This is a genomic window from Kribbella sp. NPDC055071, assembly GCF_053608045.1.
Map to the genome: position 1 here is coordinate 157836 of NZ_JBSGUS010000001.1, position 17380 is coordinate 175215.

The following is a 17380-nucleotide window of genomic DNA, read 5'->3' on the forward strand; positions in this document are numbered from 1 at the left end:
CCCAACCTCTCGACTTTGAGAAGCCACCGACCGATTCCGGGGCCGATTTGTGGTTGGTGGGTTCTCAAGGTCGACGCGGACGGGGGTTTGTCCACAGGACGGGGTTCGGGTGCGAGCGGGCGGGTGGGGCTTTGGGAGATGATTCGCTGGTGGATCGGCTGTCCGACGGCGTTCGCCAGCGGCTGGCGGTGCTCGTTCGGAGGCCGCAGCCGCGGCGAGCCCTGCTCGACGCCGGCCTACGAGACTCAGACCTGCGGCGGCTGGTGCGCAGGCACGTGTTGCAGCAGTACCACGGACACTACGTCGATGGCCGGCTGGACGAGGTGTTTGCGCGTATCGCCTGTGCGCAAGCCCTGCACCCGGGGTCTGCCGTGAGTCACTTCAGTGCGGCCAAGCTCTCCGGGCTGAGCACCTGGACAGACAGTCGGCGTCCGTCCCGCCCGCCGCTCGATGCTGCGTGGCTGACCAGGCCGCCGGAGGCCAAGCGAAATCAGCGCCGCACAGACATCGTCGTACGACGTGCCACTCTGGCGCCGGCCGATCTGTCGATGCTCCGGTGGTTACCGGTGACGAGTACAGCCAGAACAGTCGTGGATATCGCTCGTGCGCTGCCGTTCCGCGAGGCGATCGTGACGGTCGACCACGCACTGCGCAGCGGTGTCTGTGCCGCTGATCTCGCGGCGGTCGCCGAGCGGCAGTTCCAGTGGCCAGGCATTCGCCGGGCTCGGACCACGATCGGTTTCGGGGATCCGAGGGCGGAATCGGTGTTGGAGTCGATCACGCGAGCGGTCTTCGCGGCCGCGGGACTGCCTGCGCCGATCCTCCAGGCCCAGTTCTGGGACGGCGCCGGGTGGATGCTCGAGCGTGTCGACTTCTGGTGGCCGTGGTTCCGGACGGTCGGTGAGGCCGACGGCCTGGCGAAGTACGACGGTGATACCCCCGAGGAACGGCGCCGGCAGTTGCGGCGCAGTCATCGACGTGACCAACGACTGAGCGATCGGGCCGTGGAGCTCGTCCACTTCGGCTGGGAGGACGTTCTTGATCCCCACTCCGACGTGATCCGCCGCCTCCGGGCTGCCTTCGCCAGAGGTAGCGCACGTCCCGGCGACTGCCCACCGTGGCGCGCTCCCGACCCCCACAACCCGACCGCCTGGCTCCAAACCGCCTGACCCCCTCACCCCATCTCTCACGAGAGCGCGCCCAACCTCTCGACTTTGAGAAGCCACCGACCGCTTCCGAGGCCTATTCGTGGTTGGTGGGTTCTCAAAGTCGGAGAGGTTGGGGGATTCGTCAGTGGGTGAAGGTGAACCAGTTGAGGTTGACGTAGTCGGAGGGTTGGCCGCTGGTGAAGGTCAGGTAGACGTCGTGGACGCCGGTGACCGCGCTGATGTTGGCAGGCACCGATCGCCAGGACTGCCAGCCGCCGGTGTTGGCGACCGCGAAGCTGCCGATGGGTGCATTCGACCGGCTGTCCAGCCGGACCTCCACCAGACCGCTGACGCCACCGGCCGCGCCGGATGCGACCCTGCCGACGAACTGATGCGCTGCCGAGCTGCTGAAGTCGACGCCTTGGTAGAGCGCCCAGTCGCCGTTGCCGATCTGCATCAGGTTCTGGCCGCCGCCGGAATCGGTGGTCGTCTCGACGCCCAGGCCGGACTGCTGCTGGAAGGACTCGGCCTGCACCGTGCTGTACGCGCTACCGCCACCGCCGGGCGGGGGAGAGGTCGGCGGCGGGGAGGTCGGCGGAGTGCTGCCGCCACCCTTCGACGACACAGCCACGTAGTCCACGATCATCGGCTTGTCGGGCACGGTCGAGGTGCGCGGCGTCGGACCGTTGAGCGCATCCGGGAACGCACCGCCGATGGCGACGTTCAAGAGCACGAAGTAGCCCGCGTGTGAGGTCATGTTCGCCCAGGTGTCGGCCGGCAGTTGGCCCTGACTCACGGAGTGGAACTGCTGCCCGTCGACGTACCAGCGCAGTTGGTTGGGCGACACGCTCGTGTCCCACTCGAAGCGGTAGGTGTGGAATCCGGCCTGGCAGGTCGCGCCCGGGCAGGCGCGGTTGTTGGCGATGCCGCTGGTCTCGTTGCACGGTCCACCCGGGTTCACGCCGCAGTGCAGCACGCCCCAGACGGAGTTGATCCCGTTGACGTTCTCCATGATGTCGAACTCGCCGATACCCGGCCAGTTCCAGTAGTTGCCGCGGTAGGGCTGCCCCAACGCCCAGAACGCGGGCCAGTATCCGAGGGCGGCGTCGCCGGTGACGTTCGGCATCTGGATCCGGCTCTCGATCGCCAGTACGCCGCCGGCCGGTGGCTTGAAGTCGCTTCGCTGGGTCTCGACCCGGCCGGACGTCCAGTTGCCGGCGCTGTCGCGACGTGGCGTGATGCGCAGGTTCCCGGTGCCGTCGAGGGCGAGGTTGTTGGTGCTGTTCGTGTAGTTCTGGATCTCGCCGGTGCCCCAGTTGCCCGGGCCGCCCGGGTACGCGTGACCGGTGTCGATGATCCAGTTGGCGCCGGACGGGAGGGTGCCGTTCGGGCCGTCGAAGTCGTCACTCCAGACGGTGCTCCAGCCGCCGGTGGGCGGAGGGACGCTCGCCTGGGCGGCGACCGCGAGGCTGCCGGCAATCAGGACGGGTACGGCGAGTGCCGCGACGAGGGCTGTGACAGGGGTACGGCGACGTGATCGGTTCGGGCGGGAACGCATGGTCGACCTCCACAGTCGAGGCCGGCGCCTCACCAGACCGCCGGCCGGGGGATTGACCCAATGGGAGCGCTCTCATACCCCAGTGTCAACAGCTCGTCACAGCTTGATGCGGTAGACCGTCGTACTGCGGCGTACCCGCATGCCGAGGCGCTCGTACATCGCCAGCGCGCCGGTCCCGGAATGGGTCCACAGGATGCACATGGTCCGACCTGTGCGCAGGAACTCGGCGCACGTCCGGTCGAGCATGGCCCGGGCGATGCCCTTGGTCTGGTGATCGGCCCGTACGGCGAGCTGTTCGACGTACCCCTCGTCACCGTCCAGCGCGATCACCGCACCGACCAGCTCGTCACCGTCGTACGCCAGCGTCGACGCGTCCGGAAGGAACGTGTCGCGCTCGACCGTCAGCGCGACCCATTCGTCGTACGGCTTCCGGCGTGGCTGGAAGGCAGCGAAGGCGCCCTCGATCAGCTCGTGAACGTCCTGCGATCGGGCCGGATCGTAGGCGTCGAGCCGGATCCCAGCGGGCAGCTCGCCCGGCTCAGCCGCCGTGATCGGCCGCTCGAGCAGCCAGTTCGTGGCGAGGACGTCGGCGCCGCGCGACTTCAGCAGCTCGGTCCCGGCCTTGTCCGCGTCGTCCACGGCCTGCGCGAACCAATCGCTGTCGACCGCACGAGCCCGCTGCTCAGCCCAGTCGAGCAGTCGCGTCCCGATCCCTTGACCCCGGTACGACGGATGCACGTCGATCTGGGCCCGCTTGCCCAGGTGCAACCACGCCCACCCGGCCAGGTCCCCGGCAGGTGTGTGCAGCAGCACAGTGTCCCGCGCGAGATCCAGCTCGGGTCGCCGCAGATCCGCCGCGACCTGATCCGGAACCACCTCGGCCTGCCCGTGCCAACCGATCTCCGCCGCGGCAATCAGCCGGTAGATCGCCTCCGCGTCCGCCGCCGCGGCCGCCCGCTCCGAGAGCTCCATGCCCTGATAGTGCCGCAACCGACCGGCATCCGCCCGGATTGACCGCCAATCCGGTGGGGTCAGGCCGGTGTGCTCGCGTCGGCGGCTTCGACTTCCTCGCGGCTGATGCCGAGGAGGTAGAGGATCGTGTCCAGGTAGGGGACGCTCAGGTGGGTGTCAGCGGCCGCACGGACGACCGGTTTGGCGTTGAAGGCGACGCCCAGGCCGGCCGCCGCGAGCATGTCGAGATCGTTGGCGCCGTCACCGATCGCGACCGTCTGGGTCAGCGGCGTACCGGACCGGGCGGCGAACTCGCGCAGCGCGGTCGCCTTGCCGGGCCGGTCGACGATCTCGCCGACCACGCGTCCGGTGAGCTTGCCGTCAACGATCTCCAGCTCGTTCGCCTTGGCGTAGTCGATGCCGAGCTCGGCGGCCAGCTTGTCGGTGATCTGGCTGAACCCACCGCTCACGATCGCGAACTGGTACCCGAGCCGCTTCAGCGTCCGCACCAATGTCCGTGCCCCGGGCGCGAACTGGATCGCGTCGTACACCTCGTCCAGCGCCGACTCCGGCAGACCTTCGAGCGCGGCGACCCGGTGGCGCAGGGACTCGGCGAAGTCGAGCTCGCCGCGCATCGCCTGTTCGGTGACCGCGGCAACCTCCTCGAGGCGGCCGGCATGCCCGGCGAGCATCTCGATGACCTCGCCCTGGATCAGCGTCGAGTCGACGTCCATCACGATCAGCCGCTTGGCCCGGCGGTACAACCCACCGTCCTGTACGGCGACATCGAGCCCTTGCCGCACTCCCTCGAGCGCGAGCACGGTCCGCAGCGCGTCCGGATCGGCACCGGAGACGGCGAACTCCATCGCGGTGACGGGATAGCGCGCCATCCGGCTGATCCGGTCGATGTTCGCGCCCGTGTCGGAGATCCGGCCGGCGATCGCGGCCAGCCCGGCCGCGCTCAGCGGTCGCCCGATCACGGTCACCTGGCTGCGACCCTTGCGACGGGGTTCGTTGTCGCCGACACCCTTCTTCACCGAGATGTCGACGTCGAGGACATCGGCCAGTGCCTTGAGTTCTTCCTTCAGCTGCTTGTGGTCGCGCGGTGCCGACAACAGGACACCGAGGATCAGCCGGCCCCGCAGGACGACCTGTTCGGCGTCGATGACCTCGAGCCCGCGCGTGGCGATCGTCGAGAGCACAGCGGACGTGAGGCCGGGCCGGTCGGTGCCGGTCAACGTGACCAGGACCGTCGGGCGATCGGACGAGTGCATCTCGAGCTCAGCCTGTTCATTCATGGCAGCACAGACGCTACCCACCTCAGCTGTCCGTCCGCTGTCCGGTCCACATCTCAATCCTGAACAGGTGGCGCGCAGGCCGCGACGAGCGCGCGGCGCGCGGCTGCCGCGAGGGCGAGGAGAGTGCGCCGGCGCGCATCGGCCTCGGCTCCGGTGACCGCGGCGCCGTCGTCGTCGAGCGCGGCGTCGGCGATCGCGAGGCAACGCCGGGCCGTCGCCGCGGCCTTGACCGCTCGTGGTTGGTAGCCGGGGGCAAGGTCGTCGTTGCGACCACTGCCGATCTTGCGGATGTCGATCAGCGCGTCGGCGATGTCGGGGTTCCACCGCGCGACATCCAGGTCCGCCAGCGAATCCGCCGCCTCGATCAAGGCCAGCCGCAGCCCGCGATCCGCCTCACCGAAATCGGTCGGCAGCGGGTTCGCCGCCGGCATCACGCTCCACTGCACAGCAGGCCCGACGTACGCCGGGATCAGGCCGAGCTCCGCGCCCGTGAGGACCACGGCCTCGCCCGTCTCCAACGCGGCCTCGTTGAACGGCGGCGGCCCGGCCAACCCGATCGGGTCACCCGGCACGGGCAGCGCGAGGTGGGCTTGCGTCGTACCGGCTGCTCGCAGCAGATTCAGTGCCACCGGCAACGTGGCCGGCTCCGGATGCGCGGCCAGCCCGGCGACGTGATGGCCGACGTCGTCGCCGCGGATCCGCTCCGCGGCCGTGTCGGGGTCGCAGGCACCGGCGAGCATCGCGTTCGTCCACACCGTGAATCGGACCGAGGCGGAGGTGGTCAGCACGCCCGACAGTCTCCCACCACGATCTCGCCGCGACGACTCCGGCAGGGCGGACGTCGAATCGCCGGGACCCACCCCGTAGGTTTTGAGCATGACTGCTGTGGTGGAGCTGGCCGGTGTCTCGATCGTTCGTGGTGGCGCGGTGCTGCTCGACGGAATCGACTGGACCATCGACGAGGCCGACCGGTGGGTGGTGATCGGCCCGAACGGCGCCGGCAAGACGACCATGCTGCAGATCCTCGCGGCGCAGATCCACCCGACCACCGGGGTCGTCGGGCTGCTCGGTGAAGTGCTCGGCGCCGTCGACGTCTTCGAGCTGCGGCCGCGGATCGGACTGACGAGTGCCGCATTGGCTGACCGGCTCCCCAAGAGCGAACGCGTCGCCGACGTTGTCGTCTCCGCGTCGTACGCCGTCCTCGGCCGGTGGCGCGAGGAGTACGACGAGCTGGACCACCAACGGGCCAAGGAGTTGCTGGCCGAGCTCGGGATCGCACACCTCGCCGACCGCACGTTCGGCACGCTGTCGGAGGGGGAGCGCAAGCGGGTCCAGATCGCCCGTGCCCTGATGACGGATCCCGAACTGATGCTGATGGACGAGCCCGCGGCCGGTCTGGACCTTACGGGTCGCGAACAGCTCGTGCGGTCCCTCAGCTCGATCGCGACCGCGGTCGGCGCACCCGCGATGGTCCTCGTCACCCATCACGTCGAGGAGATCCCGCCCGGCTTCACGCACGCCTTGCTCTTGAAGCAGGGCCGGGTGGTTGCGGCCGGCCCGATCGAGCAGGCGTTGACCGCGCAGACCCTGAGTGACACCTTCGATCTGGCCCTCTCGCTGAAGCAGGAAGACGGCCGCTACACCGCCCGCGCCCTCTAGCTCGGGAGCTGCCCAGATATCCGGCGAGGGATCCTTGAGGTAACGAGACGCGTCGAACCTGCGCCTGAGGCTCCCGAACGTGGATAGAGTTGGGAAATGATGGATTGGCTGCGGGACAACATGTGGGCTGCATGGCTGACGATCGCCGCCGTCCTTGGTCTGGCCGAGCTCGCGTCGCTCGACTTCACCTTGCTGATGCTGGCCGCCGGCGCGCTGACGGCAGCTGGGGTGGCGGCCTTCTTCCCAGGACTGCTCTGGCTGCAGATCGTCATCGCCTTGATCACGGCGGGCGCGATGCTCGGAGCGATCCGTCCGCTGCTGGTGCGCAAGATGCACCACGGTGGTGAGCTCAAGACCGGTTCAGCTCACGTGATCGGCCGGACCGGCACTGTGGTCAAGGAGATCCATCCCGACGGCGGTGGCTCGATCCGGCTGAACGGCGAGCTCTGGACCGCCCGTCCGTACGACGAAGTCTCGACGATCGAGCCGGGCACGCGCGTCGAGGTGATGTCGATCGACGGCGCGACAGCCGTGGTCTATCCGGTCGGAGACCCGCTGCACCACCAGCTCGGCACCCCCGAACCGAAGCAGAATCCAGGCTCGACTCCGGGCCAGAATCCGAACCCCTCGGATCCACCTCAGGCCTGACCCGGTTCGGAGTACTGTCGACTGTAGGGACAGCGGAAACTACCTGCTCGATCAGGCAGCCGACGCGCCGGGAACCGGCTGGTCGGCCGGCCCGTCGATAGGAAAGACTGTCCGTCCGAGGATTGTGTCGAGTGGAGGCTGCAGTGGCGTTCCTCATTGTGCTGGCGTTGGTTGCCTTGTTGGTGATCGTGACGCTGATCAAGTCCGTCCGGGTGGTGCAGCAGCAGACCGTCGGGATCGTCGAGCGGTTCGGTAAGTTCAAGACCGGCCTGCAGCCGGGCCTGAACCTGCTGACCCCGTTCATCGACAAGGTCCGCTACACCATCGACATGCGCGAGCAGGTCGTCGCGTTCCCGCCCCAAGGTGTCATCACCGAGGACAACCTGATGGTGTCGATCGACTCCGTCATCTACTTCCAGGTGAACGACCCGGTCCGGGCGACGTACGAGATCTCGAACTACATCCAGGCCATCGAGCAGCTGACCATGACGACGCTGCGAAACATCATCGGTGGCATGGACCTGGAGCAGACGCTGACCTCTCGTGAGGAGATCAACGAGAAGCTCCGCTACGTGCTGGACGAGGCGACCGGCAAGTGGGGCATTCGGGTCAACCGGGTCGAGCTCCGCTCGATCGACCCGCCTCCGTCGATCCAGGACTCGATGGAGAAGCAGATGCGCGCCGACCGTGACAAGCGCGCCGCGATCCTCACCGCGGAAGGTATGCGGCAGTCCGCCGTCCTGTCGGCCGAGGGTCAGAAGCAGTCCGCGATCCTCACCGCCGAAGGTGACAAGCAGTCCCGGATCCTGCGGGCGCAGGCCGAGCGGGAAGCGCGGATCCTGAAGGCGCAAGGTGAGGCGCAGGCCATCACCACGGTCTTCAACGCGATCCACGCCGGCAAGCCCGACCAGGGTCTGCTCGCCTACCAGTACCTGCAGATGCTGCCGTCGATCGCTCAGGGCGACGCGAACAAGCTGTGGATCGTGCCGAGCGAGATCGGCGACGCGCTCAAGGGTCTGGGCAGCGCGGTCGGCCAGGTGGCCGGCATCACCCAGAAGGCCGAGGGCAACTGGCAAGCGCCGGAGCTCTCGAACGGCTCCGCACCTGAGCTGGACCCGGCCGCCGCGGGAGTTGGTGCCCCGGCCGCTGCAGTAGCCGAGGCCGACAACGCAGTCCGCGAAGCCATCGCCGCCGCCGAAAGCGCCGCCGTAGGCAACCGGGGTCAGGTCCCCACCACCCCCTCCGCCACCCCAGTCCAAGACACCCCATCCCAAGAACCACCTCAACGCTGAACACCTTCATCACAAGACCTCCCCGGCTCCGTCGGGGAGGTCTTGTGCGTTCTGGTGGGGGTGGTTGTTTGTTCAATGGTCGGACTGGGGAGCGGGGGTGGGGGGTGGGTGCGTAGAGTCGGGCAGCGATGACATGGTTCGAGGCGGTGTTCGTCCTGGTGGCGGGGATGGGCGCGGGGACGATCAACGCCGTGGTGGGGTCGGGGACGCTCCTGACGTTTCCGGCGTTGCTTGCGGTCGGTATTCCGCCGGTGCTGGCGAACGTGACCAACACGGTCGGTCTGGCGCCTGGCACGGCTGCGGGGGCCATCGGTTACCGGCGGGAGCTGGAAGGTCAGCGCGGCCGGATGATTCGATTGATCCCGGCGTCGCTGCTCGGGGGCATTGTCGGCGCGGTCCTGCTGTTGACGTTGCCCGACTCCGCGTTCCACGCCGTCGTACCGGTGCTGATCCTGCTCGGCTGCCTGCTGGTCGCGTTCCAGCCGTGGTTGTCGAAGTGGATCAGCACCCCGTCACATCTGCACCGAGGCGCGTGGTGGGTCATCCCCGCAGTCTTCGCCACCGGCATCTACGGCGGGTACTTCGGTGCTGCGCAAGGCGTCCTGCTGATGGCGATCCTCGGCCTCGGCCTGGACACCAACCTGCAGCGGATGAACGGCCTGAAGAACGTGCTCGCCACAGTGGTGAACAGCGTCGCCGCCGTGCTGTTCATCGTCGTCCACGACGTCGACTGGCTCGCCGCCGCGCTGATCGCGGTCGGCTCCACCATCGGCGGTTTCCTCGGCGCCCGCTACGGCCGCAAGCTCCCGCCGATCGCGCTGCGCGTACTCATCGTCTGCATAGGCATCGTGGCCATCGTCACGATGGTGTTCTGACGCTCAGGCCGGCAAGCAACAGATCCAGCCCGTAGTCGAACTGCTCGTCCCCACCCGTGGTCCGGGCCAGCTCCGGCGCGAGCTCGACCACCGACGGGAAGTCGCGCGCGGACAGCGACTCCATCGTGATCCGCAGCCGCCGCCACCCTTCCGGATCACGCCGCTCGGCAGCCATCTGGATCTCCCAGGACGTCGCCCCGAGCACGTAGGTGAACAGCGTCGTATGCGTCCGCGCCGCCGTCTCCGGATCGAACCCGGCACCCCGCAGTACGCCGAGCAAACCCTCGGCCACCCGCGCAGTCTCGTGCCCACTCAACGGCCGGCTGGCAAGTAGTTGCGCAAGGCAAGGATGCTGCAACATCAATACCCGCAGCGACCGGCAGACCGCCCGCACCTGATCAGGCCACGGCACCTCACCAGGTACGGCGGGAAGCAGGCCCATCAGGTGATCCCGGACAGCGTCGTACAGCTCGTCCTTGTTACGGAAATAGGTGTAGAGCGCCATCGGACCGACACCGAGCTCGGCGGCCACCCCGCGCAGACTGAACGCGTCGGCGCCGTTGGACTCCATCAGCTCCAGCGCGGTCCGCACGATGAGCTCGGGGCTCAGCGTATTCCGCGGCGTGCGGGCCATGTGACCCAGCTCCCTTCGAACCAGTTAACGTACGGTGTATAGTACAGCGTATAGAGACCGGAACGAAAGCCAGAACGAGAGGCGGGACGAGACGTGCGAGCGGTACAGATCACCGAGTTCGGTGGGCCCGAGGTGCTGAAGGTCAGCGAGGTCGAGGAGCCGGTCGCCGGTGACGGCCAGGTCCTGATCGCCGTCGATCGGGCCGGCATCAACTACGCCGACACCCACCAGGTCGAGAACAGCTATCTGTCCAAGTCCGCGCTCCCGATGATCCCGGGTGGTGAGGTGGTCGGCCACACCGCCGACGGCCGCCGTGTGGTCGCACTCGTCGGCTCCGGAGGGTACGCCGAGAAGGCCCTGATCCGCGACGTCGCCGCGTGGGACGTACCGGCAGGCGTGACCGACGGCCAGGCGCTCGCGCTGATCGTGCAGGGCACGACCGCGTGGTACATGCTGAAGCACTCGTCGCACCTGCAGCCCGGCGAGTCCGTCCTGGTTCACGCAGGCGCCGGGGGCGTCGGCCACCTCTCGATCCAGCTCGCGAAGCTCTGGGGCGCGGGCCGGGTGATCGCGACCGCGTCCTCGGAGGAGAAGCGCCGGAAGACCCTCGAGCTCGGCGCCGACGTAGCCATCGACGGTACGCCGGAGGGCCTGAAAGACCGGATCCTGGCTGCGAACGACGGTCAGCCGGTCGACATCGTGCTGGAGATGGTCGGCGGACCGACGTTCGACGAGTCGTTCGACGCGCTCGCGCCGTTCGGCCGTCTGGTCACGTTCGGCTCGGCCTCCCGGCAGTCTGCGCAGCCGATCGCGCCCGCCCGGTTGATGAAGGGCTCCAAGACCGTGGCCGGCTTCTGGCTGGTCGACAGCCTGCGGGACCCGAAGCGCTTCGCCGGCGCGCTGTCGGAGCTGTTCGAGCTCACCGCGAACGGCGAGCTCCGACCGATCGTCGGCGCCGAGTACGGCCTGTCCGAGGTCGCCCAGGCACACCAGGACATGCGCGACCGCAAGACGGTCGGCAAGCTCCTGCTCGACCCCTCCCGCTAAATCGCCAACTCATTGAGGAGAGACGTATGACCATCGCAGTCGAGAAGGTTCTGTACACCGCCCACGCCACCGCCCAGGGCGGCCGGGACGGCAAGGTCGCGACCGACGACGGCAAGCTCGACGTCACCGTCGCGCCGCCGGTCGAGATGGGCGGCAACGGCAACGGCACCAACCCCGAGCAGCTGTTCGCGGCCGGGTACGCGGCCTGCTTCCACAGCGCGCTGAAGCTGGTCGCCCGCAAGGCGCGCCAGGACGCCGACGGCTCGACCGTCACCGCCGAGGTCGGCATCGGCCCGATCAACGGTGGCGCCGGCTTCGGCCTCGAGGTCGCACTCGTCGTCAGCCTGCCCGGCGTCGGTGACCGCGCGACCGCCGAGGAGCTCATCGCGAAGGCGCACGAGGTGTGCCCCTACTCCAACGCCACCCGCGGCAACATCAAGGTCGACCTAACGGTCGCCTAACCCCTCTGGCACCCCCCATTTCAGGGGCCGACCCCGGAAATGGGGGGTGGACACCGTGGATACTGCCGGGACCACCCGCAAGCTCGGGGGCCGGCCCCCGAAATGGGGGGTGGACACCGTGGATACTGCCGGGACCACCCGCAAGCTCGGGGGCCGGCCCCTGAAATGGGACCCGGCGGGGGGTCAGTCCATGCGGACGAGGGCCTGCTTGAGCAGATCCTCGGTGGCGGACACCGGTGCGGCCGAGATGGTCAGCCCCTCCATGATCGCGACGTACTCGTCGACCTCTTCGAGCTTGTCCAGGTACAGCGCACTGGCGGCGTGCTCGATGTAGACGATGTCGGGCAGGTCGCCCTCGGGGAAGCGCAGGATGCTGAACGCGCCGCCTGCGCCCGGATACCCGACGCTGCTGAACGGCATCACCTGCAGCGTGATGTTCGGCTGCCGCGACCACATCATCAGATGCTCGATCTGGGCCCGCATGATCGTCTCGCCGCCGACCGGCCGGTGCAGCACCGACTCGTCGATGACCACCCACAGCCGGGCCGGGTTGGCGCGGTTCAGGATCTGCTGCCGCGTCACCCGGAGCGCGACCCGCTGCTCGATCTCGTCGGCGGGCAGGTACGACTTCCCGAGCTGTACGACGGCCCGCGCGTACTCCTTGGTCTGCAGCAGGCCCGGGACGAACATCACCTCGTAGGTCCGGATCAGCGTGGCCGCGACCTCGAGACCGACGTAGTTGGTGAACCAGCTCGGCATCACGTCGCCGTACCGGGACCACCAGCCGGGGTTGTTCGCGGCCCGCGCCAGCTCCATCAGCCGGAAGCGTTCCTCCTCGTCGGCCAGCCCGTAGAGCTCGAGCAGATCGCTGACGTCGCGTTCCTTGAACCCGACCCGGCCGAGCTCCATCCGGCTGACCTTGGACTCGGACGCGCGGATCTGCCACCCGGCGTCGGCCCGGCTGATCCCGGCCGTCTCCCGCATCCGCCGTAGCTGTCCGCCCAGCATGATCCGGAGCGCGGTCGGCCCACCCTCGCCACCCGTCACCGTCACGTCGTCACCCGCACCCTGTGGTCGCTCGGGCATGCACCCAACCCCTGTCACCCATTTCAGCCCGCGATGCTACCGCGTGTCCACCGCGGGAACCGGGTTGGCGCTCCGGAAATCAGCTCAGCGACAGGTCGAGCACGGTCGCGCCCGGGAGTTTGGCCAGGTCGGCGCCGTCGACGAGCAGCTTCGAGGCGCGGATCCCGCTGCCGATCACCACGTGCCCGGCCTCGACGACGCGGGAGTCGACCAGGACCGGCCACTCCGCGGGCACTCCGATCGGCGTGATCCCGCCGTACTCCATGCCGGTGGAGCCGACCGCGTCGTCCTGGGCGGCGAACGAGATCTTCCGGACCCCGAGGTGCTTGCGGATCACGCCGTTCACATCGGCCCGGTCGGTGGCCAGCACCAGGACCGCGGCGTACGTCGACTCACCGGCCCGCTTGCCGAGCACGATGACGCAGTTCGCCGAGGCAGCCATCGGTACGTCGTACTCCGCGCAGAAGGCCGCGGTATCGGCCAGCCCCGGATCGATCGCCGCCGCGTACGCCGGGATCCCACCCAGCGCCGCACCACCCAGCGTCGCACCACCCAGCGCCGCGGTGACCGGTGCCGCGAGCAACTCCGGTACGTCGGCCGCCGCCCGCCATTCGAGCTTGCCCAGGACAGGTGCCGTCATTCGGAGTCCTTGACGAGGTCGGCGTACTCGGGGTGCTCTTCGAGATAGCCCTGGTAGAACGGGCAGGCGGGCTTCACGGACAGCCCGAGGGCGCGCGCGTCGTCGAGGGACTTCGACGCGATCCGGCCGGCCACGCCATGGCCGCGGTAGTCCGGCAGCGTCTCCGCGTGCCGGAAGATGATCACGCCGGGGTTGAGTTTGTAGTCGACGAAGCCCATCAGGTTGCCGTCGGCGTCGTGCGCCTCGTACCGACTGCTCTCCTTGGCGTCCACCACGGTGATCTCGTTCTCCATACCGCAACTGTAGTCACGTCGACCGTTTGGGAGACGGGACCTGCGGGGTACGTGCCTAAAGGGCGTCTTCGGCAGTTCGCGCCGTGGACCCGGGCCGCGGGAGGAGCAGCGAATGAGCGAGCACGCGTTGGAGGAAGGCAAGCCGATACCGAGCCTGGTGCCGGCCCGGATGGATCGACTGCCCTGGACGCGGTTCCACTGGATGATCGTCGTCGGGCTCGGCGTCTCCTGGATCCTTGACGGCCTGGAGATCCAGTTGGTCTCCCTGGTCGGGAACGTGCTGAAGGAACCAGAGACCCTGCACCTGACCACGTCCGAGGTCGGGCTGATGGCGTCGGTCTATCTGGGCGGTGAGGTGGTCGGAGCGTTGTTCTTCGGCCGCCTGACCGACCGGCTGGGTCGACGCAGCCTGTTCATCGTGACGCTGCTGGTCTATCTGATCGCATCAGGACTGGCCGGCCTGTCCTGGGACATCTGGTCGCTGCTCATCTTCCGGTTCATCGCCGGGATGGGCATCGGCGGTGAGTACGCGGCGATCAACTCCGCCATCGACGAGCTGATCCCGTCGCGGTACCGCGGCCGCGTCGACATCGGTGTGAACGGCACCTACTGGGCCGGCGCATTGATCGGATCCGTGGTCGGTCTGGTGTTCCTGAACAAGGACATCGTCCCGATCGAGTGGGGCTGGCGGTTGTGCTTCCTGATCGGCCCGGTGATGGGTCTGGCGATCATCTACCTGCGCCGCCACATTCCGGAGAGCCCGCGCTGGTTGATGACCCACGGCCGCGTCGAGGAGGCCGAGCGGACGGTTGACGCGATCGAGGAGCGCATCCGGAGCCAAGGTCGCGAGATCCCCGAGGTCAGCCAGGACGAGGCGATCAACGTGGTCGACTATCCGCCGGTCACGTACCGCGAGATCGCCCACGTGATGCTGAGCCGCTATCCCAGCCGCTCGTTCCTCGGCTTCTCGATGATGGTCACCCAGGCCTTCCTGTACAACGCGATTTTCTTCACCTACGCGCTGGTGCTGAAGGCGTACTTCGGGCTCAGCGACTCCAGCATCGCGCTGTACTTCTTCCCCTTCGCGATCGGTAACCTGGCCGGCCCGCTGCTGCTCGGGCATCTGTTCGACACCATCGGCCGGCGCAAGATGATTCTCGGGACGTACGCCATCTCGGCCGTCGTACTGTTCATCACCGCGCTCCTGTTCAACGCCGGCTCGCTGAACGCCGCGTCGCTGACCGGCCTGTGGTGCGTGGTGTTCTTCTTCGCCTCGGCCGGTGCCTCGTCGGCGTACCTGACGGTGAGTGAGATCTTCCCGATCGAGCTGCGTGGACAGGCGATCTCGTTCTTCTTCGCGATCTCGCAGCTGACCGGCGGTGTGATCGCGCCGTTCCTGTTCGCCTCGTTGATCGGTGAGGGCGAACACCCGGCCCGCGGCCCGCTGACCGTCGGCTACATCATCGGGGCGGCGATCATGCTGATCGGTGGTCTGATCGCGTGGTTCTTCGGGGTCGATGCCGAAGGCCAGTCGCTGGAGAACGTCGCCAAGCCGCTGTCGGCCCGCGACACCGGCGGGACGCGGTTCCAGGGCGTCGCGCCGCGGCTGCCCAGCACCGATGCTCAGGGCCGGCGCATCACTCCCGTCAAACCTGAAGCCGAACAAGGTCTCGACAGAAAAGACGAGCCCAACGAATAGTCAGCCCAGGACCCGGCGGAGGGCGTCCATCCGGTCGACGCCCATCCGCCGGCTCACGGCCGCCTCCTGGACCAGCTCCGAGCCGTGGAAGGTACCGGGGTAGAGGTGCAGTTCGGTGCCGACTCCGGCGGCGAGCAGGCGCTGTGCATAGATCATGCCCTCGTCGCGGAGCGGGTCGAACTCACAGACCTGGACGAACGCCGGTGGCAGGCCGGACAGATCCTCGGCCCGCGCGGGCGCGGCGTACTGCAGTCCGAGGAGCTCCGGCGTACCCGACAGGTAGTACTTCCAGCTGTACTCGGCGGCCGGCCGGTTCCAGAGCGGGGTGTCGACGAAGGTCCGCATCGAGGTGGTCTCGAAACGGTCGTCCAGCTCGGGAATCTCCAGGAACTGGAAGCTGATCGGCGGTCCGTGCCGATCCCGCGCCAGCAGAACGACGGCCGCCGCCAGTCCGCCGCCCGCGCTCGCACCACCGACCGCGATCCGGGCCGGATCGACGCCGAGCTCAGCGGCGTTCGCGGCCAGCCACTCGAGCGTGGCGTAGCAGTCCTCGAGCCCGGCCGGGAACGGGTGCTCCGGGGCGAGCCGGTAGTCCGGCGAGATCACCACCGCGCCGGTGGCCGCCGCGATGTCCACGGGTCCTTGCTCGAACATGTCGAGGTCGCCCATCACGAATCCACCGCCGTGGATGTCGAGGTAACCGGCCCGGAGCCCGTCGCGCAGTCCCGTGCCCGGATCGGTCTGCGCGTAGACCCGGGCGTAGACCTCTGTCCCGTCGCGGCCGGGGATCGTCACCTCGCGGATCTCGAGCCCGGCCGGAACCTGAACGGGTGGGCGCATCCCGATCGCGCTGTCGCGCAACTCCCGCGCGGCTGTCATGTCGGACAGGTCGATGTCCGGCAGCATCGCCAGCCAGGGCTGGAGCTCGGGGTCGATCGCGTAGTTGGTCATCGTGGTGCCTCTCTGCTCGCCGACCCTGTGAGCTTGCCTTCCCACGATGGCACGACGCAGCCGCCGGATGGCGGGGGTTCGGCGCGAGGATTCCGCCGTACGGCGGAGGGTTTCTGGCCTGCGGCCGGTAGCCTCGGGTCATGAAGGGCCTGCTGTTGCGGCTGTCCGGTCTCGACGCCGACGCGGAGAGCGCCGTCCGCGTGATCGGGTTCTTCGACGCGCTCGTGACCGGCAAGGCCGACCTCAACACGCTGCTGCGCAACACCGCCGCACTGGCCGAGTGCGAGGTCGGGATCGACGCGGCGGGCCGCGGACTGGTCCTGCGGGCCGACCCCGGCGGCGCGATCGACATCGCCGGTCCATCGGCCGGCGCTCAGCTCCGTCCGTCGGGTGATGCCTGCTTCTGGTTGGGCCGTCCCACCGGCGAGTTGGCAATCGACGACATGGTCCTCGAACGGTTCGCCCTGGCCGGCTCGATCCTGCTCGATCGCACGGTGAACGCCCTCCCGGCCGTCGGTGATCCCGCATTGGTCGAGTTGATCGTCTCCGCCTCCGCGGGCATCGCCGAGCGCTCCCGGGCCCTGCATCTCCTCGGCCTCACCCCGAGCGCCCCACTCCAGGTCGCAGTCTCCACGGCTCCCGTCTCCAGCTCCTCCGCTCAGGTAGGCAACCAGGTGGTGACCCTGCTTCCAGCGGGTGTTGCGCTGGAGGCGACGGCCGGTCTTCGGGCTGGCATCGGCCCGGCGCTGCCGGCCATCCAAGCCGCTGAGTCCTGGCAGGCGGCGCGGACGGCGCTCCGGCTGGCCTCGCCCGAGGAGCCCGTGGTGAATTCCGACGAGCTGGGCGGCCTGCTCGTCCTGGCCGACCGCCTGCGCCCCGAGGACATCGCGAACTCACCCGATGTGGCCGCCATCGACCGCATCGCTGCCGAGCCCGGTGGCGACGATCTGCTGGCGATCCTCCGCGCGTACTGCATCACCGACTCGGTCCGTAAGGCGGCCGCGCTCGTCTACCGCCACCACAGCACGGTCGCGTACCGACTCGAGCACGCGGAGGCGATCCTGGGCTTCGAGCTCGACAATCCGCAGGGACGCTTCCGCCTCTCGCTGGCCCTGGTGATGTGCGCACTAAGGTAGGCGA

The 17380-nt window shown here is 68.5% G+C and carries 18 protein-coding genes; 9 read left to right on the forward strand and 9 right to left on the reverse strand.

What is annotated here, in order from left to right; all coding sequences use genetic code 11:
• The first annotated feature begins 149 nt into the window (after window positions 1-149).
• Window positions 150-1169: a hypothetical protein gene (locus ACWF4Z_RS00770; RefSeq protein ID WP_452240799.1), complete on the forward strand. Its 1020-nt coding sequence runs from the start codon at window positions 150-152 to the stop codon at window positions 1167-1169.
• 121 nt (window positions 1170-1290) lie between these two features.
• Here the strand turns inward: ACWF4Z_RS00770 and ACWF4Z_RS00775 are convergent, their stop codons facing one another.
• The 4 genes from ACWF4Z_RS00775 to ACWF4Z_RS00790 all read right to left on the reverse strand — a co-directional run bounded on the left by ACWF4Z_RS00775 (window position 1291) and on the right by ACWF4Z_RS00790 (window position 5743).
• A complete protein-coding gene (locus tag ACWF4Z_RS00775; RefSeq protein WP_452240800.1) occupies window positions 1291-2706 on the reverse strand; it encodes a glycoside hydrolase family 16 protein in 1416 nt (471 codons plus the stop codon).
• Between the two features lie 96 nt (window positions 2707-2802).
• A complete protein-coding gene (locus tag ACWF4Z_RS00780) occupies window positions 2803-3678 on the reverse strand; it encodes a GNAT family N-acetyltransferase (protein WP_452240801.1) in 876 nt (291 codons plus the stop codon).
• A 59-nt stretch (window positions 3679-3737) separates the two neighbouring features.
• The gene (gene serB, locus ACWF4Z_RS00785) at window positions 3738-4955 is read right to left on the reverse strand and encodes a phosphoserine phosphatase SerB (RefSeq protein WP_452240802.1); all 1218 of its coding nucleotides are present in this window, start codon (window positions 4953-4955) and stop codon (window positions 3738-3740) included.
• A gap of 53 nt (window positions 4956-5008) precedes the next feature.
• Window positions 5009-5743: a hypothetical protein gene (locus ACWF4Z_RS00790; RefSeq protein WP_452240803.1), complete on the reverse strand. Its 735-nt coding sequence runs from the start codon at window positions 5741-5743 to the stop codon at window positions 5009-5011.
• An 88-nt stretch (window positions 5744-5831) separates the two neighbouring features.
• Between ACWF4Z_RS00790 and ACWF4Z_RS00795 the strand changes: the two genes are divergently transcribed.
• From ACWF4Z_RS00795 to ACWF4Z_RS00810, 4 genes are all read left to right on the forward strand, one after another.
• On the forward strand, window positions 5832-6614 hold the full coding sequence (locus tag ACWF4Z_RS00795) for an ABC transporter ATP-binding protein (RefSeq protein ID WP_452240804.1): 783 nt from the start codon (window positions 5832-5834) through the stop codon (window positions 6612-6614).
• A gap of 96 nt (window positions 6615-6710) precedes the next feature.
• On the forward strand, window positions 6711-7262 hold the full coding sequence (locus ACWF4Z_RS00800; RefSeq protein WP_452240805.1) for an NfeD family protein: 552 nt from the start codon (window positions 6711-6713) through the stop codon (window positions 7260-7262).
• Between the two features lie 143 nt (window positions 7263-7405).
• On the forward strand, window positions 7406-8554 hold the full coding sequence (locus ACWF4Z_RS00805) for an SPFH domain-containing protein (protein WP_452240806.1): 1149 nt from the start codon (window positions 7406-7408) through the stop codon (window positions 8552-8554).
• Between the two features lie 128 nt (window positions 8555-8682).
• A complete protein-coding gene (locus ACWF4Z_RS00810) occupies window positions 8683-9429 on the forward strand; it encodes a sulfite exporter TauE/SafE family protein (RefSeq protein WP_452240807.1) in 747 nt (248 codons plus the stop codon).
• On the opposite strand, the gene ACWF4Z_RS00815 is transcribed toward ACWF4Z_RS00810, so the two are convergent.
• Entirely contained in the window at window positions 9413-10063 is a 651-nt protein-coding gene (locus ACWF4Z_RS00815) for a TetR/AcrR family transcriptional regulator (protein WP_452240808.1), read from the reverse strand. The two genes, ACWF4Z_RS00810 and ACWF4Z_RS00815, sit on opposite strands and share 17 nt — an antisense overlap.
• A gap of 93 nt (window positions 10064-10156) precedes the next feature.
• Between ACWF4Z_RS00815 and ACWF4Z_RS00820 the strand changes: the two genes are divergently transcribed.
• Window positions 10157-11110, forward strand: a complete 954-nt coding sequence (locus ACWF4Z_RS00820) for a quinone oxidoreductase family protein (protein ID WP_452240809.1) — start codon at window positions 10157-10159, stop codon at window positions 11108-11110.
• A 26-nt stretch (window positions 11111-11136) separates the two neighbouring features.
• Window positions 11137-11571, forward strand: a complete 435-nt coding sequence (locus ACWF4Z_RS00825; protein WP_452240810.1) for an organic hydroperoxide resistance protein — start codon at window positions 11137-11139, stop codon at window positions 11569-11571.
• Window positions 11572-11754: 183 nt separating this feature from the next.
• Here ACWF4Z_RS00825 and ACWF4Z_RS00830 read toward each other — a convergent pair whose 3' ends face one another.
• The 3 genes from ACWF4Z_RS00830 to ACWF4Z_RS00840 form a co-directional block, all read right to left on the reverse strand.
• Window positions 11755-12579 (reverse strand): helix-turn-helix domain-containing protein, encoded by an 825-nt coding sequence (locus ACWF4Z_RS00830; RefSeq protein WP_452241301.1) that lies wholly within the window; start codon window positions 12577-12579, stop codon window positions 11755-11757.
• Between the two features lie 157 nt (window positions 12580-12736).
• The gene (locus ACWF4Z_RS00835; RefSeq protein WP_452240811.1) at window positions 12737-13297 is read right to left on the reverse strand and encodes a YbaK/EbsC family protein; all 561 of its coding nucleotides are present in this window, start codon (window positions 13295-13297) and stop codon (window positions 12737-12739) included.
• On the reverse strand, window positions 13294-13590 hold the full coding sequence (locus ACWF4Z_RS00840) for a GNAT family N-acetyltransferase (RefSeq protein WP_452240812.1): 297 nt from the start codon (window positions 13588-13590) through the stop codon (window positions 13294-13296). Before ACWF4Z_RS00840 ends, ACWF4Z_RS00835 begins: the two co-directional genes overlap by 4 nt.
• Before the next feature lie 112 nt (window positions 13591-13702).
• Here ACWF4Z_RS00840 and ACWF4Z_RS00845 point away from each other — a divergent pair, with 112 nt between their 5' ends.
• A complete protein-coding gene (locus tag ACWF4Z_RS00845) occupies window positions 13703-15289 on the forward strand; it encodes an MFS transporter (protein ID WP_452240813.1) in 1587 nt (528 codons plus the stop codon).
• On the opposite strand, the gene ACWF4Z_RS00850 is transcribed toward ACWF4Z_RS00845, so the two are convergent.
• Window positions 15290-16240 carry an alpha/beta hydrolase gene (locus ACWF4Z_RS00850; protein ID WP_452240814.1) on the reverse strand — a complete coding sequence of 317 codons (951 nt, stop codon included), beginning with the start codon at window positions 16238-16240 and terminating at the stop codon, window positions 15290-15292.
• A 140-nt stretch (window positions 16241-16380) separates the two neighbouring features.
• On the opposite strand from ACWF4Z_RS00850, the gene ACWF4Z_RS00855 reads away from it, so the two are divergent.
• Window positions 16381-17376, forward strand: a complete 996-nt coding sequence (locus ACWF4Z_RS00855) for a helix-turn-helix domain-containing protein (protein WP_452240815.1) — start codon at window positions 16381-16383, stop codon at window positions 17374-17376.
• The last annotated feature ends 4 nt before the right edge of the window (window positions 17377-17380 follow it).

What these genes read in the sequence shown, in the direction of transcription:
- ACWF4Z_RS00775 (WP_452240800.1), bottom strand. Translation starts at nt 2,706, where the DNA reads ATGCGTTCCCGCCCGAACCGATCACGTCGCCGTACCCCTGTCACAGCC.
- ACWF4Z_RS00780 (WP_452240801.1), bottom strand. Translation starts at nt 3,678, where the DNA reads ATGGAGCTCTCGGAGCGGGCGGCCGCGGCGGCGGACGCGGAGGCGATC.
- serB (WP_452240802.1), bottom strand. Translation starts at nt 4,955, where the DNA reads ATGAATGAACAGGCTGAGCTCGAGATGCACTCGTCCGATCGCCCGACG.
- ACWF4Z_RS00795 (WP_452240804.1), top strand. Translation starts at nt 5,832, where the DNA reads ATGACTGCTGTGGTGGAGCTGGCCGGTGTCTCGATCGTTCGTGGTGGC.
- ACWF4Z_RS00800 (WP_452240805.1), top strand. Translation starts at nt 6,711, where the DNA reads ATGATGGATTGGCTGCGGGACAACATGTGGGCTGCATGGCTGACGATC.
- ACWF4Z_RS00810 (WP_452240807.1), top strand. Translation starts at nt 8,683, where the DNA reads ATGACATGGTTCGAGGCGGTGTTCGTCCTGGTGGCGGGGATGGGCGCG.
- ACWF4Z_RS00815 (WP_452240808.1), bottom strand. Translation starts at nt 10,063, where the DNA reads ATGGCCCGCACGCCGCGGAATACGCTGAGCCCCGAGCTCATCGTGCGG.
- ACWF4Z_RS00825 (WP_452240810.1), top strand. Translation starts at nt 11,137, where the DNA reads ATGACCATCGCAGTCGAGAAGGTTCTGTACACCGCCCACGCCACCGCC.
- ACWF4Z_RS00830 (WP_452241301.1), bottom strand. Translation starts at nt 12,579, where the DNA reads ATGCTGGGCGGACAGCTACGGCGGATGCGGGAGACGGCCGGGATCAGC.
- ACWF4Z_RS00835 (WP_452240811.1), bottom strand. Translation starts at nt 13,297, where the DNA reads ATGACGGCACCTGTCCTGGGCAAGCTCGAATGGCGGGCGGCGGCCGAC.
- ACWF4Z_RS00840 (WP_452240812.1), bottom strand. Translation starts at nt 13,590, where the DNA reads ATGGAGAACGAGATCACCGTGGTGGACGCCAAGGAGAGCAGTCGGTAC.
- ACWF4Z_RS00845 (WP_452240813.1), top strand. Translation starts at nt 13,703, where the DNA reads ATGAGCGAGCACGCGTTGGAGGAAGGCAAGCCGATACCGAGCCTGGTG.
- ACWF4Z_RS00850 (WP_452240814.1), bottom strand. Translation starts at nt 16,240, where the DNA reads ATGACCAACTACGCGATCGACCCCGAGCTCCAGCCCTGGCTGGCGATG.
- ACWF4Z_RS00855 (WP_452240815.1), top strand. Translation starts at nt 16,381, where the DNA reads ATGAAGGGCCTGCTGTTGCGGCTGTCCGGTCTCGACGCCGACGCGGAG.